16 protein-coding genes and 1 tRNA gene are annotated in these 22,872 nt (G+C 67.1%); 3 read left to right on the top strand and 14 right to left on the bottom strand.

Going from position 1 to position 22,872, the window contains the following annotated elements; translation table 11 throughout:
- Positions 1-42: 42 nt before the first annotated feature.
- Complete coding sequence (locus J7E91_RS03655) at positions 43-594, bottom strand: excalibur calcium-binding protein (protein WP_214899074.1); 552 nt, start codon at positions 592-594, stop codon at positions 43-45.
- A gap of 266 nt (positions 595-860) precedes the next feature.
- Between J7E91_RS03655 and J7E91_RS03650 the strand changes: the two genes are divergently transcribed.
- Complete coding sequence (locus tag J7E91_RS03650) at positions 861-2,924, top strand: PIG-L family deacetylase (RefSeq protein ID WP_214899202.1); 2,064 nt, start codon at positions 861-863, stop codon at positions 2,922-2,924.
- A 123-nt stretch (positions 2,925-3,047) separates the two neighbouring features.
- On the opposite strand, the gene tuf is transcribed toward J7E91_RS03650, so the two are convergent.
- The 13 genes from tuf to J7E91_RS03585 all read right to left on the bottom strand — a co-directional run bounded on the left by tuf (position 3,048) and on the right by J7E91_RS03585 (position 20,001).
- Positions 3,048-4,241 carry an elongation factor Tu gene (gene tuf, locus J7E91_RS03645; RefSeq protein WP_028812381.1) on the bottom strand — a complete coding sequence of 398 codons (1,194 nt, stop codon included), beginning with the start codon at positions 4,239-4,241 and terminating at the stop codon, positions 3,048-3,050.
- A 148-nt stretch (positions 4,242-4,389) separates the two neighbouring features.
- Positions 4,390-6,519, bottom strand: coding sequence for an elongation factor G (gene fusA, locus J7E91_RS03640; RefSeq protein WP_214899071.1), 2,130 nt, complete (start codon positions 6,517-6,519; stop codon positions 4,390-4,392).
- A 38-nt stretch (positions 6,520-6,557) separates the two neighbouring features.
- Complete coding sequence (rpsG, locus tag J7E91_RS03635) at positions 6,558-7,028, bottom strand: 30S ribosomal protein S7 (protein ID WP_028812383.1); 471 nt, start codon at positions 7,026-7,028, stop codon at positions 6,558-6,560.
- A gap of 2 nt (positions 7,029-7,030) precedes the next feature.
- Complete coding sequence (gene rpsL / locus J7E91_RS03630; protein WP_003948652.1) at positions 7,031-7,402, bottom strand: 30S ribosomal protein S12; 372 nt, start codon at positions 7,400-7,402, stop codon at positions 7,031-7,033.
- Between the two features lie 388 nt (positions 7,403-7,790).
- Complete coding sequence (locus tag J7E91_RS03625) at positions 7,791-11,690, bottom strand: DNA-directed RNA polymerase subunit beta' (RefSeq protein WP_028812386.1); 3,900 nt, start codon at positions 11,688-11,690, stop codon at positions 7,791-7,793.
- Positions 11,691-11,788: 98 nt separating this feature from the next.
- Positions 11,789-15,271, bottom strand: coding sequence for a DNA-directed RNA polymerase subunit beta (gene rpoB, locus J7E91_RS03620; protein ID WP_214899069.1), 3,483 nt, complete (start codon positions 15,269-15,271; stop codon positions 11,789-11,791).
- 548 nt (positions 15,272-15,819) lie between these two features.
- The gene (gene rplL, locus J7E91_RS03615) at positions 15,820-16,203 is read right to left on the bottom strand and encodes a 50S ribosomal protein L7/L12 (protein ID WP_214899067.1); all 384 of its coding nucleotides are present in this window, start codon (positions 16,201-16,203) and stop codon (positions 15,820-15,822) included.
- A gap of 111 nt (positions 16,204-16,314) precedes the next feature.
- Positions 16,315-16,845, bottom strand: coding sequence for a 50S ribosomal protein L10 (gene rplJ, locus J7E91_RS03610; RefSeq protein WP_028812389.1), 531 nt, complete (start codon positions 16,843-16,845; stop codon positions 16,315-16,317).
- Positions 16,846-17,169: 324 nt separating this feature from the next.
- Positions 17,170-17,892 carry a 50S ribosomal protein L1 gene (rplA, locus tag J7E91_RS03605; protein WP_214899065.1) on the bottom strand — a complete coding sequence of 241 codons (723 nt, stop codon included), beginning with the start codon at positions 17,890-17,892 and terminating at the stop codon, positions 17,170-17,172.
- A 103-nt stretch (positions 17,893-17,995) separates the two neighbouring features.
- Positions 17,996-18,430 (bottom strand): 50S ribosomal protein L11, encoded by a 435-nt coding sequence (rplK, locus tag J7E91_RS03600; protein ID WP_028812391.1) that lies wholly within the window; start codon positions 18,428-18,430, stop codon positions 17,996-17,998.
- Positions 18,431-18,591: 161 nt separating this feature from the next.
- Positions 18,592-19,461 carry a transcription termination/antitermination protein NusG gene (nusG, locus tag J7E91_RS03595; RefSeq protein WP_214899063.1) on the bottom strand — a complete coding sequence of 290 codons (870 nt, stop codon included), beginning with the start codon at positions 19,459-19,461 and terminating at the stop codon, positions 18,592-18,594.
- 73 nt (positions 19,462-19,534) lie between these two features.
- Positions 19,535-19,822 carry a preprotein translocase subunit SecE gene (gene secE / locus J7E91_RS03590; RefSeq protein WP_028812393.1) on the bottom strand — a complete coding sequence of 96 codons (288 nt, stop codon included), beginning with the start codon at positions 19,820-19,822 and terminating at the stop codon, positions 19,535-19,537.
- A gap of 106 nt (positions 19,823-19,928) precedes the next feature.
- Positions 19,929-20,001 (bottom strand) — tRNA-Trp (locus tag J7E91_RS03585).
- Between the two features lie 194 nt (positions 20,002-20,195).
- On the opposite strand from J7E91_RS03585, the gene J7E91_RS03580 reads away from it, so the two are divergent.
- Both J7E91_RS03580 and J7E91_RS03575 read left to right on the top strand, forming a co-directional pair.
- Positions 20,196-21,422, top strand: coding sequence for a pyridoxal phosphate-dependent aminotransferase (locus tag J7E91_RS03580; protein WP_214899061.1), 1,227 nt, complete (start codon positions 20,196-20,198; stop codon positions 21,420-21,422).
- A gap of 118 nt (positions 21,423-21,540) precedes the next feature.
- Entirely contained in the window at positions 21,541-22,560 is a 1,020-nt protein-coding gene (locus J7E91_RS03575; RefSeq protein WP_214899059.1) for an adenosine deaminase, read from the top strand.
- Positions 22,561-22,872: the final 312 nt, after the last annotated feature.

Here is a 22,872-nt window from a genome sequence, read left to right as displayed (position 1 = left end):
CTCTGCCCCCCGAACCGGCCCTGCAGGACCGCCGGAGCGCCGTCACAGGCGCTTCGCATGGCGACGACGCCGCCTCGCCACGACGAGACCCATGGTCAGAGCAGCCGCGGCAGCAGTGAGCCCGAGACCGAGGGCGGTCTCAGTGCTGCTGCCGCTTTCCATGGTGCCGCCCGTGCCGCCCCTCACCCCGAGCGTCGGGGACACGGTGGGCTGAACGGGTGCGGCGGTGGTGGCGGTGACGGTGGTGAACGGGGTCGCGGGCGTCGCTGTGGCCGTGGCGGCCGGTGTCGTGGGCGACGCCGGGGCCGTCGCCGTCGTTGTCGTGGTGACGGTGACCGCCGGCCGGGGTACGGCCGTCGCCGTGCCGACCTCACCCCTGCTGGGCAGCGCCTCGCACGCGATCCGGTCGTCGTCCCCCGGGTCCTCGTCGAGCCGGTGCGGGTCGCTGGGGTCCCGGTCGAACTCCGCCTGCGCCTCCTCCTGGAAGGTGAAGTCGCTGCAGTCGAGGTCGGGCTGCGCGTACGAAACGCCGGACAGCGGTACGGAGGCGGCGGCAGCCAGTACCAGGGCCGCGGCGGCGGTACGAAGGTTCATTTCTCGAACGTAAGCAGGGTGATCTTTCCCTGCCACTCGACCGCGACTGGTCCGGACGGGTCCGGACGGGTCCGCCGCCCGCCGAACCGGAGACCCCCGCCGGGCAACCTGGACCGCCCGGACACCGTCTAGACCATCGCGGCCCGGCCTCGGGGGGCGGGCCGCGCCTTCAGTAATCGACGGGATGTACGCGCGGTGCGGGACACGCCCGCTGCGGGGGAAGCGGACGGAGCGCGGCCTTGGTCAGCACGAACGAAGGCGGCCGCGTGCCCGCGCGCCCGGGAGAGAGCGGCCCCCGGTCCGGCCCCGGCAGACGCGCGCTGATCACCTCGGCCGCCGCCGCGGCCGCCGTTCTCGCCGTCAGCTCCTGCTCGGTGCCCGCCCCGCGCCGCACGGGCCCGGCGCCCGATCCGCTGCCCGGCAAGCCGATGTCCAGCCCACGCCGCGCACTGCTTCTTCAGATACTCGCCCATCCGGATGACGACCTGTACTTCATGAACCCGGACACCCAGCAGACGCTGGACTCCGGTGTCCCCCTGGTCTGCGTGTACGTCACCGCCGGCGAGGCCAACGGCGTCAACCGCATACCCGGCGCGGGACCGCAGCCCGCCGACCGTGCGGCGTACTCCTCCGCCCGCCATCAGGGACTGCGTCAGGCGTACGCCGTCCTCCTGGGCCTCCCCCGCTTCGTCGAGTGGCAAAAGACCGTCACCACCCTGCGCGGGGACCGGAAGGCCGAGCTGAACACGCTGGCGCACGGTGACCGCCGGGTCGAGCTGGTCTTCCTCAACCTGGCCATGCACACCACCCGGGGCCGCATGGGCCTGCCCAGCCTGTGGGAAGCGCGCGGCCTCTCGCTGCGCACCGTCGTGGCCGACGGATCACCGCTGCAGAAGGCCGGCTCGTACGACTACGACGGACTCATCGACGTACTCGCGGGGCTGATGGAGCGGTACCGCCCCACCGTCGTGCAGACCCTCGACCCGGACCCCGACATCCAGCACAGCGACGAGGCCACCCGGCGCCGCGACAGCGAGCAGCCGGGGTACTCCGACCACGCCGACCACACGGCGGTCTCCTCCTTCGCGTGGGCCGCGATGATCCGGCGGGTCGCCGAGGCGACCGAGGGCGGCGGGGAGGTGCCGGGGTTCGTCGCCACGTCGTACCGGGGCTACTACAACCGGCACTGGCCGAAGAACCTGCCGGAGCCCGTCCTCAGGAAGAAGGCGTCGCACCTCGTCCCGTACGGCGGTTCGCCCGACTGGGAGTGCGGGAACGCGGCGGGGTGCGGCGACTACAACGTCGGCGGCGACCGCCCGCTCACCAACCGCAAGGGCTGGGTGCGCTCCACGCACTACCGCTACCCCGGCGCCCGCCCGGTCGTCGCCACCGGCCCCGGTGGACGGCTGACGGCGTACGGCGTGCTCGGTCTCCGGGTGGCGCGCTGGCGCGAAACGGCGCCCGGCAGCGGGGCGTGGGGCGTGCCGGACGACCTCGGCGGCGGCCCGCTGGCGCCGGCGCTCGGTGCGGCGGCGCTGCCGGACGGCCGACAGCTGCTCTTCGGGCTGCGGTTCGCCGCGCTCGCGGGTCACGGCGCGGCGAACACGCGCGAGATCGTACTGCTGGAGGAACGCGGCACCGGCGGGGAGTTCGGCGCCTGGACCGGCCTCGGCAACCCGGAGAAGCGCCACGACCGGGGCCGCCGCATCGGCTCCCCCGTCGCGGTGGCGGCACCCGACGGCCGGGTCCATCTCTTCGTACGGAACGCGGACAAGGGCATCAGCACACGCGTCCGCGACGCGGCCGGCCGCTGGGGTGCCTGGCGCGACCTCGGTGGCGGCGAGATCCAGGACGGTCTGGCCACGGCGGTGGACGGGCGCGGCCGGGTCCATGTCTTCGCCGCCGGCCGCGAGACCGTCCACCACTGGACGCAGGACGCGCCGGGCGGGCCGGTGGGCCCGCGCCCGGGCACGGGCCTCCCCACCCCTGGCAGCTCCCCCACCGCCCTCACGTCCCCCGACGGCGGCATAGACCTGGTCTACCGGCGCCCGGCCACGGCCGGCCTGACGACGGCGCGGGTGAGCGGCGCCCGTCCGGCGACGGTGCGGTTCAACGGTTACGGCGCGGTGGGCGCGGCGTCGGCGCCGACGGGCCCGGTCCTGCTCGGCCGGGACCGCAAGGGCCGGGTCCAGCTCCTCGCGGACGGCCGCCTGGTACGCCGTAGAGGCGCCCCGGCGTCCCTGGAGGGCCCCACGCTCCACGTCACCCCGAAGGGCCCGGCTGTGGTGGGCCTGGGCCCGGACGCCACCCCTTGGCTCTGGCGTCCCTGAACCGTCCCCGGCCGGGCGGCAAAAGGAACGCGGGAACAGCGAAGGGCCCCCGCACCGTCGCGAACGACGGAGCGGGGGCCCTTCTTGGTGCTCGTTCAGGAGCAACCAGGTCAAGCCACCAAATTACTTGGTGATCTTGGTGACCTGGCCGGCGCCGACGGTCCGGCCACCCTCACGGATGGCGAACTTGAGGCCCTCCTCCATGGCGACCGGCTGAATCAGCGAGACCGTCATGATGGTGTTGTCGCCCGGCATGACCATCTCGGTGCCCTCGGGGAGGGTAACGACGCCGGTCACGTCCGTGGTACGGAAGTAGAACTGCGGGCGGTAGTTGTTGAAGAAGGGGGTGTGACGACCACCCTCGTCCTTCGACAGGATGTAGGCCTGGGCCTCGAACTCGGTGTGCGGCGTGACCGAACCGGGCTTGATGATGACCTGGCCGCGCTCGACGTCCTCGCGCTTGATGCCACGGAGGAGCAGACCGACGTTCTCACCGGCCTGGCCCTCGTCGAGCAGCTTGCGGAACATCTCGATGCCGGTGACCGTGGTGGTGGTCTTCTCTTCCTTGATACCGACGATGTCGACGGTCTCGTTGACCTTGAGAACACCACGCTCGATACGACCGGTGACGACCGTGCCACGACCGGTGATCGTGAAGACGTCCTCGATCGGCATCAGGAACGGCTTGTCGACGTCGCGCTCGGGCTGCGGGATCGACTCGTCGACGGCCTTCATCAGGTCGAGGACGGTCTGGCCCCACTCCTTGTCGCCCTCGAGCGCCTTGAGCGCCGAGACCTTGACGACCGGGAGGTCGTCGCCCGGGAACTCGTACTCGGAGAGGAGCTCACGGACCTCGAGCTCGACGAGCTCCAGGATCTCCTCGTCGTCCACCATGTCGGCCTTGTTCAGGGCGACAACGATGTACGGCACGCCTACCTGGCGGGCCAGGAGCACGTGCTCCTTGGTCTGCGGCATCGGGCCGTCGGTGGCGGCGACCACGAGGATGGCGCCGTCCATCTGCGCCGCACCCGTGATCATGTTCTTGATGTAGTCCGCGTGACCGGGGCAGTCGACGTGCGCGTAGTGACGCGACTCCGTCTGGTACTCGACGTGCGCGATCGAGATCGTGATACCGCGCTGGCGCTCCTCAGGAGCCTTGTCGATCTGGTCGAAGGCCGAGGCCTCGTTCAGGTCGGGGTACGCGTCATGCAGCACCTTGGTAATCGCCGCGGTCAGCGTCGTCTTACCGTGGTCAATGTGACCGATGGTGCCGATGTTGACGTGCGGCTTAGTCCGCTCGAACTTCGCCTTCGCCACTGGGTCCTCCTGGAGTGGTTCTGTACGCCTTGCTTCATCGGCGCCAGGTGATCTTTGCTGGGATGCCGACCGCCGGGGGTTCCCATACGGATCGCGGGGGAATACCCCCCGGCGGTCGGGTCAAGCCTAAAGCGTCAACTCGGGGGAGTTACTCGCCCTTGGCCTTCGCGATGATCTCCTCGGCGACGTTCCGCGGAACCTCGGCGTAGGAGTCGAACTGCATCGAGTAGCTTGCGCGACCCGAGGTCTTGCTGCGGAGGTCTCCGACGTAGCCGAACATCTCCGAGAGGGGCACGAGGCCCTTCACGACGCGAGCGCCGCTGCGCTCCTCCATGGCCTGGATCTGGCCACGGCGGGAGTTGAGGTCGCCGATGACATCGCCCATGTAGTCCTCGGGCGTGGTGACCTCGACGGCCATCATCGGCTCGAGGAGAACGGGAGAGGCCTTGCGGGCACCCTCCTTGAACGCCTGCGAACCGGCGATCTTGAAGGCGAGCTCCGAGGAGTCGACCTCGTGGTAACCACCGTCGAGAAGGGTGACGCGGACGCCGACCATCTCGTAGCCGGCCAGGATGCCGAACTGCATGGCTTCCTGCGCGCCCGCGTCCACCGAGGGGATGTACTCCCTGGGGATGCGGCCACCGGTGACCTTGTTGACGAACTCGTACGAGGCGTCGCCACCCTCGATGGGCTCAAGGGCGATCTGCACCTTCGCGAACTGGCCGGTACCACCAGTCTGCTTCTTGTGCGTGTAGTCGATGCGCTCGACGGCCTTGCGGATCGTCTCGCGGTAAGCGACCTGGGGCTTGCCGACGTTCGCCTCGACGCGGAACTCGCGCTTCATGCGGTCGACAAGAACCTCGAGGTGAAGCTCGCCCATACCGCCGATGACGGTCTGGCCGGTCTCCTCGTTGGTGTGCACCTGGAAGGAGGGGTCCTCCTCCGAGAGACGCTGGATGGCAACACCCAGCTTCTCCTGGTCACCCTTGGACTTGGGCTCGATCGCGACCTCGATGACCGGCGCCGGGAAGTCCATGGACTCCAGGATCACCGGGTTCTTCTCGTCGCAGAGCGTCTCACCGGTGGTGGTCTGCTTCAGGCCCATGACGGCGATGATGTCACCGGCGCCCACCGACGCGATCTCCTCACGCTTGTTCGCGTGCATGCGGTAGATCTTGCCGATGCGCTCCTTCTTGCCCTTGACCGAGTTCAGCACGGAGCTGCCGGCCTCGAGGCGGCCCGAGTAAACCCGGACGAAGGTGAGCTTGCCGAGGTGCGGGTCGCTCATGATCTTGAATGCAAGACCGGAGAACGGCTCGTCGTCGGCGGGCTTGCGCTGGACGACCTTCTCCGGGTCCTTGACGTCGTGGCCCTCGATGGCCTCGACGTCCAGGGGGGAAGGCAGGTAACGCACGACCGCGTCGAGCAGGGGCTGGACGCCCTTGTTCTTGAACGCGGTGCCACAGAACACCGGGGTGACGGTGACGGAGTCGGCGCTGCCCTTGGAGGCGAGGGTGATACGACGGATGGCGGCGTACAGCTGCTCCACCGAAGGCTCCTGGCCCTCGAGGTACAGCTCCATCATCTGGTCGTCGTGCTCAGCCACGGCCTCGAGGAGCTTGCCGCGCCACTCGTCGGCGGCGTCGACGTGCGTGTCCGGGATGTCGACGATGTCGTACATCTCACCCTTGGCGGCCTCGGCGGACCAGACAAAGGCCTTCATCGTCACGAGGTCGACGACGCCCTTGAAGTCTGCTTCAGCACCGATGGGGAGCTGCATGACCAGCGGAACCGCACCGAGGCGGTCGACGATCATGTCGACGCAGCGGTGGAACTCGGCGCCGGTGCGGTCGAGCTTGTTGACGAAGCAGATACGCGGCACGCCGTAGCGGTCCGCCTGACGCCAGACAGTCTCGGACTGCGGCTCGACGCCCGCCACACCGTCGAACACGGTGACGGCACCGTCGAGGACGCGCAGCGAACGCTCCACCTCGACGGTGAAGTCGACGTGACCCGGGGTGTCAATGATGTTGATCGTGTGATCAACCTCATTGAGCGGCCAGTGGCAGGTCGTCGCGGCAGACGTGATCGTGATGCCGCGCTCCTGCTCCTGCTCCATCCAGTCCATGGTGGCTGCGCCATCGTGGACTTCACCGATCTTGTAAGACACACCGGTGTAGAAGAGGATCCGCTCGGTGGTGGTCGTCTTGCCCGCGTCGATGTGGGCCATGATCCCGATGTTGCGGACCTTGGCCAGGTCAAGCGAAGTGGTGGCCATAAGGCTCAATCTTCTCTCGGTCTCGATGTGGGTAGCGACTACCAGCGGTAGTGCGCGAAGGCCTTGTTGGACTCGGCCATCTTGTGGGTGTCCTCACGCTTCTTGACGGCAGCGCCAAGACCGTTCGAGGCGTCGAGCAGCTCGTTCATGAGGCGCTCGGTCATGGTCTTCTCACGGCGGGCGCGGGAGTAACCCACGACCCAGCGCAGCGCGAGGGTGGCGGCACGACCGGGCTTGACCTCGATCGGCACCTGGTACGTCGCGCCACCGACACGGCGGGACTTGACCTCGAGCGAGGGCTTGACGTTCTCAAGCGCGCGCTTCAGCGTGATGACCGGGTCGTTGCCGGTCTTCTCGCGGAGGCCTTCCATGGCGCCGTAAACGATGCGCTCGGCGGTGGAACGCTTGCCGTCAAGCAGAATCTTGTTGATCAGCGACGTGACAAGAGGAGAGCTGTAGACCGGGTCAATGATGACCGGGCGCTTCGGGGCGGGGCCCTTACGAGGCATTCTTACTTCTCCTTCTTGGCGCCGTAGCGGCTGCGGGCCTGCTTGCGGTTCTTGACACCCTGGGTGTCGAGCGAGCCGCGGATGATCTTGTAGCGAACACCCGGCAGGTCCTTCACACGGCCACCACGCACGAGCACGATCGAGTGCTCCTGCAGGTTGTGTCCCTCACCCGGGATGTAAGCAGTGACTTCGATCCCGCTGGTCAGACGCACACGCGCGACCTTACGCAGGGCCGAGTTCGGCTTCTTCGGGGTGGTCGTGAACACACGCGTGCAGACGCCCCGGCGCTGAGGGGAACCCTCAAGTGCGGGCGTCTTGTTCTTCTCGACCTTGTCCTGCCGGCCCTTGCGGACCAGCTGCTGGATCGTAGGCACTACTTCTCCGGTTTCTGTGTGCCGATCACTGTGAAACTAACCTGGAACACCTCCGACCCACGCGGTCGGGTGTGTCGAACACTGCAGGCCCCCGCCGAAGCGAAGAAGACGCAGATTGCGGTGTGTTTTCCCCCTGGCTCCACGAGCGGACATAGGCACGCGCGCGGCAGCCGGGGCACACCCCAGGCACAAGGTCTGACTGTACCTACCTCATCGACTCCGGTCAAAACAAATGCCGTGCACCCCAACACGCCGGACTTCCTGAACCTGCCGGGGGACGATCCCGCCGATTGAGGGCCCACAGCGCCCCTGGAGGCACCGCCCGCGACGCCGCAGGGCGGCCACCCCGTGAAGGGTGGCCGCCCTGTGGACGTACAGACACACGCTCTTACTGGTTGTACGGACCGTAGTCGTAGTCCTCCAGCGGAACGGCCTGGCCGGAGCCGGTGCCGAACGGCGAGTAGTCGATGTCGTCGTAGCCGACGGCCGAGTACATCGCGGCCTTGGCCTCCTCGGTGGGCTCGACCCGGATGTTGCGGTAGCGGGACAGACCCGTACCGGCCGGGATGAGCTTACCGATGATGACGTTCTCCTTGAGGCCGATCAGGGAGTCGGACTTGGCGTTGATCGCCGCGTCCGTCAGAACCCTGGTCGTCTCCTGGAAGGACGCCGCCGACAGCCACGACTCGGTCGCCAGCGAGGCCTTGGTGATACCCATCAGCTGCGGACGGCCGGAGGCCGGGTGGCCGCCTTCCGTGACCACACGACGGTTCTCGCCCTCGAAGCGGCCGCGCTCGACGAGCTCGCCCGGAAGCAGCTCGGCGTCGCCCGACTCGATGATCGTCACGCGGCGGAGCATCTGCCGGATGATGATCTCGATGTGCTTGTCGTGGATCGACACACCCTGGCTGTTGTAGACCTTCTGGACTTCGCCGACCAGGTGGACCTGGACCGCGCGCTGACCGAGGATCCGCAGCACGTCGTGCGGGTTGGTGGCACCCACGGTGAGCTTCTGGCCCACCTCGACGTGGTCGCCCTCGCCCACGAGCAGACGGGCACGCTTCGAGATCGGGAACGCCGTCTCGTCGCTGCCGTCGTCCGGGGTGACGACGATCTTCTTGGTCTTCTCGGTCTCCTCGATACGGATGCGGCCTGCCGCCTCCGAGATCGGGGCGACACCCTTGGGCGTACGAGCCTCGAAGAGCTCGACGACACGGGGCAGACCCTGGGTGATGTCGTCACCGGCCACACCACCGGTGTGGAAGGTACGCATCGTCAGCTGCGTGCCGGGCTCACCGATGGACTGGGCGGCGATGATGCCGACCGCCTCACCGATGTCGACCAGCTTGCCGGTGGCCAGCGAGCGGCCGTAGCAGAAGGCACAGGTGCCGACCGCGGACTCGCAGGTCAGGACCGAGCGGGTCTTGACCTCCTCGACGCCGTGCATGACCAGCTGGTCGATGAGCACGTCACCGAGGTCGACGTTGGCCGGCGCGATGACCTTGCCGTCGATGACGACGTCCTCGGCGAGCATGCGTGCGTACACGCTCGTCTCGACGTCGTCGGTCTTGCGGAGGATGCCGTCGGCGCCCTTCTCCGCGATCTTCAGCTTGAGGCCGCGGTCGGTGCCACAGTCCTCCTCGCGGATGATCACGTCCTGCGAGACGTCCACCAGACGACGGGTCAGGTAACCCGAGTCGGCGGTACGCAGGGCGGTGTCGGCGAGACCCTTACGGGCACCGTGGGTGGAGATGAAGTACTCCAGCACGGACAGACCCTCACGGAACGACGCCTTAATCGGGCGAGGAATCGTCTCGTTCTTGGCGTTCGACACCAGACCACGCATACCGGCGATCTGACGCATCTGCATCATGTTTCCTCGGGCACCCGAGTCAACCATCATGAAGATGGGGTTCGTCTTGGGGAAGTTCGCGTTCATCGCCTCGGCAACCTCATTGGTCGCCTTGGTCCAGATCGCGATGAGCTCCTGAGTGCGCTCTTCCTTGGTGATGAGACCGCGCTCGTACTGCTTCTGGACCTTCTCGTCCTGCGCCTCGTAGCCCTTGACGATGGCCTTCTTGGCCTCGGGCACGACGACGTCGGAGATGGCCACGGTGACGCCCGAACGGGTCGCCCAGTGGAAGCCGGCCGCCTTCAGGTTGTCGAGCGTCGCCGCCACGATGACCTTGGGGTAGCGCTCCGCCAGGTCGTTGACGATCTCGGAGAGCTGCTTCTTGCCCACCGAGTAGTCGACGAACGGGTAGTCCTCGGGCAGCAGCTCGTTGAAGAGCGCGCGGCCCAGCGTCGTACGCAGCCGGAAGCTGTCACCCTGCTGGAACTCCTGCTCGCCCTCTTCGGCGACCGGCGGCACCCAGCCACGCGGCGGGATGGTGCCCACCGGGAAGCGGATGTCGACCTTGGCCTGGAGCGAGAGCTCACGGTTGTCGAACGCCATGGTCGCCTCGGCGGTCGAGCCGAAGCTACGGCCCTCACCGATGACCTTGCGCTCTTCCTCATCAGTGGTGAGGAAGAAGAGACCAAGCACCATGTCCTGGGTCGGCATGGTGACAGGACGACCGTCGGCCGGCTTCAGGATGTTGTTCGAGGACAGCATCAGGATGCGCGCCTCGGCCTGCGCCTCCGCGGAGAGCGGCAGGTGCACGGCCATCTGGTCACCGTCGAAGTCCGCGTTGAACGCGGTGCAGACGAGCGGGTGGATCTGGATGGCCTTGCCCTCGACCAGCTGCGGCTCGAAGGCCTGGATGCCGAGGCGGTGCAGCGTCGGCGCACGGTTCAGCAGAACCGGGTGCTCGGCGATGACCTCTTCCAGCACGTCGTACACGACCGTGCGGCCGCGCTCGACCATGCGCTTCGCCGACTTGATGTTCTGCGCGTGGTTGAGGTCAACCAGGCGCTTCATCACGAACGGCTTGAAGAGCTCCAGCGCCATGGCCTTCGGCAGACCGCACTGGTGCAGCTTCAGCTGCGGGCCGACGACGATCACGGAACGCGCGGAGTAGTCCACACGCTTACCGAGAAGGTTCTGACGGAATCGACCCTGCTTGCCCTTGAGCATGTCGGACAGCGACTTCAGCGGACGGTTGCCGGGGCCCGTGACCGGGCGACCACGACGGCCGTTGTCGAAGAGCGCGTCGACGGCCTCCTGAAGCATGCGCTTCTCGTTGTTCACGATGATCTCGGGAGCACCGAGGTCAAGGAGACGCTTGAGGCGGTTGTTGCGGTTGATCACGCGGCGGTACAGGTCGTTCAGGTCGGAGGTCGCGAAGCGGCCACCGTCCAGCTGCACCATCGGACGCAGGTCCGGCGGGATGACCGGCACGCAGTCGAGAACCATGCCCTTGGGGCTGTTGGAGGTCTGCAGGAAGGCAGACACGACCTTCAGCCGCTTCAGCGCACGGGTCTTCTTCTGGCCCTTGCCGGTACGGATGATCTCGCGGAGGCGCTCGGCCTCCTCCTCCAGATCGAACGACTCCAGACGCTTCTGCAGAGCAGCCGCGCCCATCGAGCCGTCGAAGTACGTACCGAAGCGGTCGCGCAGCTCGCGGTAGAGCAGCTCGTCGCCCTCGAGGTCCTGGACCTTGAGGTTCTTGAAGCGGCTCCACACCTCGTCGAGACGGTCGATCTCGCGCTGCGCACGGTCGCGCAGCTGCTTCATCTCACGCTCGGCACCTTCGCGCACCTTGCGGCGTACGTCGGCCTTGGCGCCCTCGGCCTCAAGCTCGGCCAGGTCGGTCTCGAGCTTCTTGGCGCGGGCTTCGAGGTCGGCGTCGCGGCGGTTCTCGATCTGCTGACGCTCTACGGAGACGTGCGCCTCCAGCGACGGCAGGTCGCGCGTGCGGCGCTCCTCGTCCACGAACGTGATCATGTACGCGGCGAAGTAGATGACCTTTTCGAGGTCCTTCGGCGCGAGGTCCAGCAGGTAGCCAAGGCGCGACGGGACGCCCTTGAAGTACCAGATGTGAGTGACGGGTGCGGCCAGCTCAATGTGGCCCATCCGCTCACGACGCACCTTCGCGCGAGTGACCTCGACGCCGCAGCGCTCGCAGATGATGCCCTTGAAGCGGACACGCTTGTACTTACCGCAGTAGCACTCCCAGTCCCGGGTCGGGCCGAAGATCTTCTCGCAGAAGAGTCCGTCCTTCTCGGGCTTGAGCGTGCGGTAGTTGATGGTCTCCGGCTTCTTCACTTCGCCGTGCGACCAGGTCCGGATGTCGTCCGCGGTGGCGAGGCCGATCCGCAGCTCGTCGAAGAAGTTGACGTCGAGCACTTGTCGTCAATCCCTCTTTCGGGGTCGAGAGTCAATCATGGTCTGAACGGGTCCGGGGAGAGCCGGCCGCTGCGGTGAAGCAGCGGCCGGCCAACCCGTCAGACCTCTTCGACGCTGCTCGGCTCGCGCCGGGACAGGTCGATACCGAGCTCTTCCGCAGCGCGGAAGACGTCCTCGTCGGTGTCGCGCATCTCGATGGACATGCCGTCCGAGGACAGCACCTCCACGTTGAGGCACAGGGACTGCATCTCCTTGATGAGCACCTTGAAGGACTCGGGGATGCCGGGCTCAGGAATGTTCTCGCCCTTGACGATGGCCTCGTAGACCTTCACGCGGCCGGTGACGTCGTCGGACTTGATGGTCAGCAGTTCCTGGAGGGCGTAAGCGGCGCCATAAGCCTCGAGCGCCCACACCTCCATCTCACCGAAGCGCTGGCCACCGAACTGGGCCTTACCACCCAGCGGCTGCTGGGTGATCATGGAGTACGGACCGGTCGAACGAGCGTGCAGCTTGTCGTCGACCAGGTGGTGGAGCTTGAGGATGTACATGTACCCGACCGAGATCGGGTCCGGGAACGGCTCACCCGAGCGACCGTCGAACAGGTTGGCCTTGCCGGACGGCTGGACCATCCGGTTGCCGTCGCGGTTCGGGATCGTGGACTCGAAGAGACCGGAGATCTCGTCCTCGCGCGCACCGTCGAAGACCGGGGTGGCGACGTTGGTGCCAGGGGCGACCTCGTCGGCGCCGATGACCTTGAGGCGCTCCATCCACTCCTCGCTGCCCTCGACCTTCCAGCCCTGACTGGCGAGCCAGCCGAGGTGGATTTCGAGGACCTGTCCCGGGTTCATTCGGGACGGGACGCCCAGCGGGTTGAGGATGATGTCGACCGGGGTGCCGTCCTCCATGAACGGCATGTCCTCGATCGGCAGGATCTTCGAGATGACGCCCTTGTTGCCGTGACGGCCGGCGAGCTTGTCACCATCGGTGATCTTGCGTTTCTGCGCGACGTACACGCGAACCAGCTGGTTCACGCCCGGCGGCAGCTCGTCGCCCTCTTCGCGGTCGAAGACGCGGACACCGATGATCTTGCCGACCTCACCGTGCGGCACCTTCAGCGAGGTGTCGCGCACCTCGCGCGCCTTCTCGCCGAAGATCGCACGGAGCAGGCGCTCCTCCGGCGTCAGCTCGGTCTCACCCTTGGGCGTGACCTTGCCGACGAGGATGTCACCGGCGACGACCTCGGCACCGATACGGATGATCCCGCGCTCGTCGAGGTCCGCGAGGACCTCTTCGGAGACGTTCGGGATGTCCCGGGTGATCTCCTCCGGGCCGAGCTTGGTGTCACGGGCGTCGACCTCGTGCTCCTCGATGTGGATTGAGGAGAGGACGTCGTCCTGCACCAGACGCTGGCTGAGGATGATCGCGTCTTCGTAGTTGTGGCCCTCCCACGGCATGAACGCCACGAGCAGGTTCTTGCCGAGCGCCATCTCACCCTGCTGGGTGGCGGGCCCGTCGGCGAGGACCTGGCCCTCGACGACCCGGGCGCCCTCGTCCACGACAACCTTCTGGTTGACCGAGGTGCCCTGGTTCGAGCGGGAGAACTTCGCGATCCGGTACGTCGTGTACGTGCCGTCGTCGTTGGCGACGGTGACGTAGTCCGCGGAAACCTCCTGGACCACACCGTCCTTCTCCGCCTTGATGACGTCACCGGCGTCGACCGCACAGCGGTACTCCATGCCGGTGCCGACGAGCGGCGCCTCGGACGTGATCAGCGGCACGGCCTGACGCATCATGTTCGCGCCCATGAGCGCGCGGTTCGCGTCGTCGTGCTCGAGGAACGGGATCATCGCGGTGGCGACCGACACCATCTGGCGCGGCGAGACGTCCATGTAGTCGACGTCGTCGCCCGGGATGTAGTCGATCTCGCCGCCACGACGGCGGACCAGAACGCGCGACTCGGTGAAGCGCATGTCCTCACCCAGCGTCGCGTTGGCCTGCGCGATAACGAAACGGTCCTCTTCGTCAGCCGTCAGGTAGTCGACGTCGTCGGTGACGACACCGTTGACGACCTTGCGGTACGGCGTCTCGACGAAACCGAACGCGTTGACACGGCCGTACGAGGCGAGCGAACCGATCAGACCGATGTTCGGGCCTTCGGGAGTCTCAATCGGGCACATACGGCCGTAGTGAGACGGGTGCACGTCACGGACCTCGAAGCCGGCCCGCTCACGGGAGAGACCACCCGGGCCAAGCGCCGACAGACGGCGCTTGTGGGTGAGACCCGACAGCGGGTTGTTCTGGTCCATGAACTGCGACAGCTGGCTGGTGCCGAAGAACTCCTTGATGGAGGCGACGACCGGCCGGATGTTGATCAGGGTCTGCGGCGTGATCGCCTCGACGTCCTGAGTCGTCATCCGCTCACGTACGACGCGCTCCATGCGAGCCAGACCCGTGCGGACCTGGTTCTGGATGAGCTCGCCGACGTTGCGCAGACGACGGTTGCCGAAGTGGTCGATGTCGTCGGTCTCGACGACGATGCTCCGGCCCGACTCGCCGACCGTCTCGACCTCGCCGGCGTGCAGCCGGACCAGGTACTTGATGGTGGCGATGATGTCCTTGCTCGTAAGGACACCGGCGTTCAGCGGCTCATCGGCGCCGAGCTTCTTGTTCACCTTGTAGCGGCCGACCTTCGCGAGGTCGTAACGCTTCGGGTTGAAGTAGAGGTTCTCGAGCAGCGTCTGAGCGGCCTCACGCGTGGGCGGCTCGCCCGGGCGGAGCTTGCGGTAGATGTCGAGCAGCGCGTCGTCCTGGCCCTGGGTGTGGTCCTTCTCCAGGGTGGCGCGCATGGACTCGTACTCGCCGAACTCTTCGAGGATCTGCTCGGTGGTCCAACCGAGAGCCTTGAGGAGGACGGTCACGGACTGCTTGCGCTTGCGGTCGATGCGGACACCGACCATGTCGCGCTTGTCGATCTCCATCTCCAGCCAGGCACCCCGGGACGGGATGATCTTGGCCGAGAAGATGTCCTTGTCGGACGTCTTGTCGATGGAGGAGTCGAAGTAGACACCCGGCGAGCGGACCAGCTGCGACACGACGACACGCTCGGTGCCGTTGATGACGAAGGTGCCCTTGTTGGTCATGAGCGGGAAATCGCCCATGAAGACCGTCTGGGACTTGATCTCGCCGGTCTCGTTGTTGGTGAACTCTGCGGTGACGAAAAGGGGAGCCGCGAACGTGAAGTCGCGCTCCTTGCACTCGTCGATCGAGTTCTTCGGCGGCTCGAACCGGTGGTCGCGGAACGTCAGCGACATCGACCCGGAGAAGTCCTCGATCGGCGAGATCTCCTCGAAGATCTCTTCCAGTCCAGACTTGGTGGGGACGTCCTGTCCGCTCTCGAGAGCGGCCTCGACGCGACCCTTCCAAGCGGCGTTGCCGAGCAGCCAGTCAAAGCTCTCGGTCTGCAGCGCGAGGAGGTTAGGAACCTCGAGGGGCTCCTTGATCTTTGCAAAGGAGATGCGCAGCGGGGCGGTGCTGGCGCCGTTGTTCGTATTGGAGGTCGAGGCGTTGCGCGAGGCGGCCAAGAGGGGGTCCTTCCGAGGGCTCGGACTCACTACGCGCGTACCGGTCCCAAGCTGGCACAGCGGCAGAATTCCCTGATCAGGGAAGTCGGCTGTCGATGCTCGAGCGAGGGTATGCCTCTGGTGACGGGCAGGAGGCAGCTAACAGGCAGCGCAAAGGGTCAGTGTAGCCACTTGGCTCACTGATGTCCAGAGCGGGTTGTTTGACACCCTCGCTGTACTCAACTCCTGCGGAAAGCCATGCGCTCTATGCGCATATCAGTACTGCCCTCTACGCCGCCGATCCATGCCTCGGATCCGGATCGGTATGACGACGAGTCCTGAGAATTGCGCGCCTCATGCGGTTCGTCAAGGCCCCCCGCTCTCGACAGAGATCGTCACTGGCCACAGCGCCGTACGGCGCAAGGACACCCGCGGGGCGTACGGCGAAGATCACGATACTCGCCACGACGCCAAGAGCAAGGACGGCGTCGCGGGAACGACTAAGGGCGACCACCCGAATGGGTGATCGCCCTTAGAACGTGAGCAGCTGAGTCAGAGACTCAACGAGGTCACTTGACCTCGACAGCCGCGCCGGCGGCCTTGAGGGACTCGGCAGCCTTGTCAGCGGCCTCCTTGGCGACCTTCTCGAGGACCGGCTTCGGAGCGCCGTCGACGAGGTCCTTGGCCTCCTTCAGACCCAGCGAGGTCAGCTCACGCACGACCTTGATGACCTGGATCTTCTTGTCGCCGGCACCCGTGAGGATGACGTCGAACTCGTCCTGCTCCTCAGCGGCCTCGGCGGGGGCGCCGGGGGCACCCGGGGCGACGGCGGCAACCGCGGCAGCGGCGGTGACGTCGAACTTCTCCTCGAAGGCCTTCACGAACTCGGAGAGCTCGATGAGGGTCATCTCTTCGAACTGCGCGAGCAGGTCGTCCTGGGACAGCTTCGCCATGATGGCGTCCTTCCACTAATTCGGCTGGTGCCGATGTACATGTGAGGCGGGCGTACTTCCGGCCCGCTGCGACCTGGCGCCTAGGCGGCGACGGTCAGAAAGCGAGCCGAATTACTCGGCACCGCCCTGCTCGGCCTGCTTGGCACGAAGCGCCTCCGCGGTGCGGACGAACTTCGAGGGAAGCGCCTTGAACAGCGACGCAGTCTGGGACTGCTTGCCCTTCATGGCGCCCGCCAGCTTGGCGAGCAGAACCTCGCGGGACTCGAGGTCCGCAAGCTTCTTGATCTCATCGGCGGACAGCGCCTTGCCATCAAGGACACCGCCCTTGATGATCAGGTTCGGGTTCTCCTTGGCGAAGTCACGAAGACCCTTCGCCGACTCCACCGGGTCACCGGTGATGAAGGCAACCGCCGTCGGGCCTGCGAACAGGTCGTCCAGCGTGTTGATCCCGGCCTCGTTGGCCGCGATCTTGGTCAGCGTGTTCTTCACCACGGCGTACTGGGCGTTCTCACCGAGCGAACGACGCAGCGTCTTGAGCTGCGTCACGGTGAGACCCCGGTACTCGGTCAGCACGGCGGCGTTCGAGCTGCGGAACTGGTCCGCGAGCTCGGCTACCGCGGCAGCCTTGTCGGGCCTTGCCATAGAGCGTCGGCCTCCTTCCGGGTGATGAGGACCGCTCAGAAGGGGCTGGGCAAAACGAAACGCCCCGGCGCAGGCGCACGGGGCTGGGCTCGACCGGAACGAGTCTGGGAGCTTTCCACGAACACCTGCGCAGGTCGTCCGCACCTAGCGGATCCTTCGGCCACTGCACCTTCTTGCGAAGACACAGCAACGACCAGCGGTCTTTGGCTTCCGGGGAAGACTACGCGAACGGGTCACCCACAAGCAAATCGGGCCCCGCGCCTCCCTGAGGGGAGATGCGGGGCCCGATTCGAGCCACTCGGCGAGCCGTCAGGCCCGACCCGGTCAGACAGCGGCCGGGTCCTCCTCGACGAGGAGGTTACGGGTGCGGTTCTGGTCCAGCGGGATGCTGGGGCCCATCGTCGTGGTCAGGGCGGCCTTCTTGATGTAGCGGCCCTTCGCGGCGGACGGCTTGAGACGGAGGATCTCCTCCAGCGCCGCGGCGTAGTTCTCGACCAGCTTCGTCTCGTCGAAGGAAACCTTGCCGATGATGAAGTGCAGGTTCGAGTGCTTGTCGACGCGGAACTCGATCTTGCCGCCCTTGATGTCCGTGACAGCCTTCGCCACGTCCGGGGTGACCGTTCCGGTCTTCGGGTTCGGCATCAGACCACGCGGACCGAGCACGCGGCCGAGGCGGCCGACCTTGCCCATGAGGTCCGGGGTGGCGACGACGGCGTCGAAGTCCAGACGGCCCTTCGCGACCTCGTCGATGAGTTCGTCGGAGCCGACGATGTCGGCGCCTGCGGCCTCCGCGGCCGCAGCACGGTCACCGGTCGCGAAGACCAGGACCCGGGCGGTCTTGCCGGTGCCGTGCGGCAGGTTCACGGTGCCGCGGACCATCTGGTCGGCCTTGCGCGGGTCTACACCCAGACGCATGGCGACCTCGACGGTGCCGTCGAACTTCGTGGTGGAGGTGTCCTTGGCGATACGGACGGCCTCGAGCGGGGCGTACAGACGCTCCCGGTCGATCTTCGCGTCCGCGTTGCGGAAGTTCTTGCTGCGCTTCACTTCTGCTCCTGAGCAGTTACACCATGCGGCTTGAGCCGCGTGGGAGGTGGAGTCGTGGTGCGGACCAGCGCTTGGCCCTACCACTGAGGTACTACGGGGACTTTCAGCCCTCGACGGTGATGCCCATGGAACGGGCGGTACCGGCGATGATCTTGTCCGCGGCCTCGAGGTCGTTGGCGTTCAGGTCGGGGAGCTTGACCGTCGAGATCTCACGCACCTGAGCCGCGGTGAGCTTCGCGACCTTGGTCTTGTGGGGCTCGCCCGATCCCTTGTCCACACCAGCGGCCTTGAGGATCAGCTTCGCGGCCGGCGGGGTCTTCGTCACGAAGGTGAAGGAGCGGTCCTCGTAGACCGTGATCTCCACCGGCACGACCATGCCACGCTGCGACTCGGTCGCGGCGTTGTAGGCCTTGCAGAACTCCATGATGTTGACGCCGTGCTGGCCGAGCGCGGGGCCGACCGGCGGAGCCGGGTTGGCCGCGCCGGCGTTGATCTGGAGCTTGATGAGCCCCGTGACCTTCTTCTTCTTGGGAGGCATTGCTCTCTCCGGGTCCTAGTGAGAGTTTCCTGCCATCCGATCACCGGACGGAGGCATACCGCACAACGATAACGGGTATCGTGCTGCGGCTAAAAACCGAGCAGGTCAGACCGGCTGCGAGAGCCGATCTGACCTGGTCGGAAGCGTGATTCCAGAGAAGATCAGTTCTTCTGGATCTGGTCGAAGCTCAGCTCGACCGGGGTCTCGCGACCGAAGATCTCGACGAGGCCCTTGACCTTCTTCGAGTCGGCGTTGATCTCGTTGATCGTCGCCTGGAGGGTCGCGAAGGGGCCGTCGGTGACGGTGACCGAGTCGCCCACCTCGAAGTCCAGAACCTGGACCTCCATCTTGCGGCTGGGCGCCGGCTTGCCCTCGGCCTCGGCGGCCTCGCGGGCGGCCTTCTCCTCGGCCTCCGGGGCGAGCATCTTGACGATCTCGTCCAGGGTCAGCGGGTACGGGTCGTAGGCGTTGCCGACGAAGCCGGTGACGCCGGGGGTGTTGCGGACAACGCCCCAGGACTCGTTGGTGAGGTCCATGCGGACCAGGACGTAACCGGGAAGCTTGTTCTGGCGGACGTTCTTGCGCTCGCCGTTCTTGATCTGGACGATCTCTTCCTCGGGGACTTCAGCCTGGTAGATGAATTCCTCGACGTTCAGCGAGACCGCGCGCTGCTCCAGGTTCGCCTTCACGCGCTTCTCGTACCCGGCGTACGTGTGGATGACGTACCACTCGCCCGGCAGGGTGCGGAGCTCCTCGCGGAGGGCGGCGATCGGGTCGGCCGGCTCGGCGGGAGCCTCGACGGGCTCCGCCTCGGCGTCCTCGTCGGACTCGGCGTCGGCGGCGTCCTCGGCAGCGTCTGCGTCCTCGGCGGACTCGACGTGCACGGCTGCCTCTTCCGCCGGCTCGCCCGCAGCGACGTCAGCAGTTTCCGCCTGGTCCTCGTCGGCCGCCTCGACGATGTCGAGCTGGTCCTCAGCGGACTCCGCGCTTTCGCTCGGCTCAACGGCGTCGTTCAGGTTCGGGTCAGACACGGTGGCTGCTTCTTCCTGGATACATATGGGTGGAACGGCGAAAGGGGCGCCGGGTGAGGCGCCCTACGCGGGATCAGCCGAAGACGTACTTGACGGCTCGGGCGAAGCCCATGTCGATCACGGTCACAATGCCGATCATGATGACGACGAAGACAATCACCACGGTGGTGTACGTCGTCAGCTGGCTGCGCGTGGGCCAGACGACCTTGCGCAACTCTGCGACGATCTGGCGGTAGAAGAGCGCGAGACGGCCCAGGGGGCCCTTCTTGCCGCGCTTGCCGCCTTTACGAGACTTCTTGCTGGAATCCGGCGTCTCGTCCTGGGCATCAGGCATGTCGATGGAGCCCACGGCGTCCGTCACGCTACTCACCTGATTCCGGGTCGTGGCCGTGCCGCGCCCGGTGGAGCCGCACGGCAGTGCATAGAAGTACGTACATGCGCACACATCCTGGCGAAGATGCGTGTAGCAGGGCCGGAGGGACTTGAACCCCCAACCGCTGGTTTTGGAGACCAGTGCTCTACCAATTGAGCTACGACCCTTTGTGGTTCCCCCAACCTACCGCATCCGGCCGAGTGCACGGAGTGCGCGCGGCGGAGTGGCTGATGAGGGGCCAACGACGAGTGAGTGTACGTGGTCACAGGCCCGGCGTCGAACAGATACCGTCCGACCCCTTCCTGTCCGCCCCTCGATATCCGTGTGCTGGGCTGGTTTCCGGTCTGGGACGATGGGCCGTATGAGCGCTGCAACTCCTCCCACCGAGCGCCGGGTCTCAGCCCGAATCGGCGCTATCTCCGAATCCGCAACCCTTGCCGTGGACGCCAAGGCCAAGGCCCTGAAGGCCGCCGGCCGTCCGGTCATCGGCTTCGGCGCGGGCGAGCCCGACTTCCCTACGCCCGGCTACATCGTCGAGGCCGCGATCGAGGCCTGCCGCAACCCGAAGTACCACCGCTACACGCCCGCCGGCGGGCTCCCCGAGCTCAAGGCCGCGATCGCCGCGAAGACGCTGCGTGATTCCGGTTACGAGGTGGACGCCTCGCAGGTCCTGGTCACCAACGGCGGCAAGCAGGCCATCTACGAGGCCTTCGCCACCATCCTGGACCCGGGCGACGAGGTCATCGTCCCGGCGCCGTACTGGACGACGTACCCCGAGTCGATCCGTCTCGCCGGCGGTGTCCCGGTCGACGTCGTGGCCGACGAGACCACCGGCTACCGGGTCTCCGTCGAGCAGCTGGAGGCGGCCCGTACGGAGAAGACCAAGGTGGTCCTCTTCGTCTCCCCGTCCAACCCGACCGGCGCGGTGTACACCGAGGCCGAGACCGAGGCGATCGGCCGCTGGGCCGCCGAGCACGGTCTGTGGGTGCTGACGGACGAGATCTACGAGCACCTCGTCTACGGCGACGCGTCCGCCGTCTCGCTCCCGGCGATCCTGCCGGAGCTGCGCGACAAGTGCATCGTGGTCAACGGTGTGGCGAAGACGTACGCGATGACCGGCTGGCGGGTGGGGTGGATCATCGCTCCGAAGGACGTCGTGAAGGCCGCGACCAACCTCCAGTCGCACGCCACGTCCAACGTGTCGAACGTCGCTCAGATCGCGGCGCTGGCGGCGGTCTCCGGCAACCTCGACGCGGTCGCCGAGATGCGTTCCGCCTTCGACCGCCGCCGGCAGACGATGGTGCGGATGCTCAATGAGATCGACGGCGTCGTCTGCCCGGAGCCCGAGGGCGCGTTCTACGCGTACCCGTCGGTGAAGGGCCTGCTCGGCAAGGAGATCCGCGGCAAGCGCCCGCAGAGCTCGGTCGAGCTCGCCGCGCTGATCCTGGACGAGGTCGAGGTGGCGGTCGTACCGGGCGAGGCCTTCGGTACGCCGGGCTACCTGCGGCTTTCGTACGCGCTGGGCGACGAGGACCTGGCCGAGGGTGTGTCGCGCATCCAGAAGCTGCTGGCCGAGGCCCGGGACTAGTTACAACCTCGCTTGACGGGCCCCTGGCTTCGGCCGGGGGCCCGTTTCTGCGTTCGGCTCGCTACTCGTTCGGGCAAAGACGCTTCCGGGCCGCTCCCGCGTACGGCAGGATCTTGGGATGTTGAGTGTGCGCGATGTCCGACTGCTGCCGAAGGCCCATCTGCATCTGCATTTCACCGGATCGATGCGGCCCACCACGCTTCTCGAGCTGGCCGACAAGTACGGCGTACACCTGCCGGAGGCGCTGACCAGCGGGGAGCCGCCGAAGCTGCGGGCGACGGACGAGCGCGGCTGGTTCCGTTTCCAGCGGCTGTACGACGCCGCCAGGTCGTGTCTGCGCGAGCCCGAGGACATCCAGCGGCTGGTGCGTGAGGCGGCCGAGGAGGACGTGCGGGACGGCTCGGGGTGGCTGGAGATCCAGGTCGATCCGACGTCGTACGCGCCCATGCTGGGTGGCCTGATTCCGGCCCTGGAGATCATCCTGGACGCGGTGGACGCCGCGTCGCGGGAGACGGGGCTCGGGATGCGGGTGCTGGTCGCGGCGAACCGGATGAAGCATCCGCTGGACGCACGGACGCTGGCGCGCCTCGCTGTGCGGTACGCGGATCGCGGGATCGTCGGCTTCGGGCTCTCCAACGACGAGCGCAGGGGCATGGCGAGGGATTTCGACCGTGCGTTCGCGATCGCGCGGGAGGGCGGGCTGCTCGCGGCGCCGCACGGCGGGGAGCTGACCGGGCCCGCGTCCGTACGGGACTGCCTGGACGATCTGCGCGCGACGCGGATCGGGCACGGCGTACGGGCGGCCGAGGACCCGCGGTTGCTGCGGAAATTGGCCGAGAAGGGCGTGACGTGCGAGGTGTGCCCGGCCTCGAATGTGGCGCTGGGGGTCTACGAGAAGCCCGGGGACGTGCCGTTGCGGACCTTGTTCGACGCCGGGGTGCCGATGGCGCTGGGCGCGGACGACCCGCTGCTGTTCGGGTCGCGGCTGGCGGCGCAGTACGAGCTGGCGCGGCGGCATCACGGGTTCACGGACGCGGAGCTGGCCGAGCTGGCGCGGCAGTCGGTGCGGGGGTCGGCGGCGCCCGGCGACGTACAGGCGAAGCTGCTGGCCGGAATCGACCACTGGCTGGCGGGCTGACGGGCGCGCGCGCTTCGCTCACGCCGGGCGGAGCGGGGCTCTGGGGTCGGTGCCGCGCCGGGGCGTCTCCTCGGGTGCCGAACGGCCGGCAGGGTTTGCCCCCGACACCCAAACTGTGTTCGACACCCTGCGGGGAGCACCCCGCCACGTCCCCTCTCCCACCGCGGAGCACGAAACCCGAGCCTTCGGCGGTCCGGCTCTCACTCGTACGGGGCGGGCCGGATGTTGCCGCGTGCGGCAACATCCGGCCCGCCCCCGCTTGAGGAGCGGGGGCTGGGGCGGAGTCCCAGCAGTACCCCCGGACAGCAGCCC

This window comes from Streptomyces sp. ISL-99, from assembly GCF_018614005.1.
GTDB lineage: Bacteria > Actinomycetota > Actinomycetes > Streptomycetales > Streptomycetaceae > Streptomyces > Streptomyces flavidovirens.
This window is presented reverse-complemented; position numbering and strand designations above follow the sequence as displayed.

Excerpts from the sequence above, each read along its gene's own strand:
- J7E91_RS03655 (WP_214899074.1), bottom strand. The coding sequence starts at position 594 with ATGAACCTTCGTACCGCCGCCGCGGCCCTGGTACTGGCTGCCGCCGCC.
- fusA (WP_214899071.1), bottom strand. The coding sequence starts at position 6,519 with ATGGCCACCACTTCGCTTGACCTGGCCAAGGTCCGCAACATCGGGATC.
- rpsG (WP_028812383.1), bottom strand. The coding sequence starts at position 7,028 with ATGCCTCGTAAGGGCCCCGCCCCGAAGCGCCCGGTCATCATTGACCCG.
- rplL (WP_214899067.1), bottom strand. The coding sequence starts at position 16,203 with ATGGCGAAGCTGTCCCAGGACGACCTGCTCGCGCAGTTCGAAGAGATG.
- rplJ (WP_028812389.1), bottom strand. The coding sequence starts at position 16,845 with ATGGCAAGGCCCGACAAGGCTGCCGCGGTAGCCGAGCTCGCGGACCAG.
- rplK (WP_028812391.1), bottom strand. The coding sequence starts at position 18,430 with ATGCCTCCCAAGAAGAAGAAGGTCACGGGGCTCATCAAGCTCCAGATC.
- J7E91_RS03580 (WP_214899061.1), top strand. The coding sequence starts at position 20,196 with ATGAGCGCTGCAACTCCTCCCACCGAGCGCCGGGTCTCAGCCCGAATC.
- J7E91_RS03575 (WP_214899059.1), top strand. The coding sequence starts at position 21,541 with ATGTTGAGTGTGCGCGATGTCCGACTGCTGCCGAAGGCCCATCTGCAT.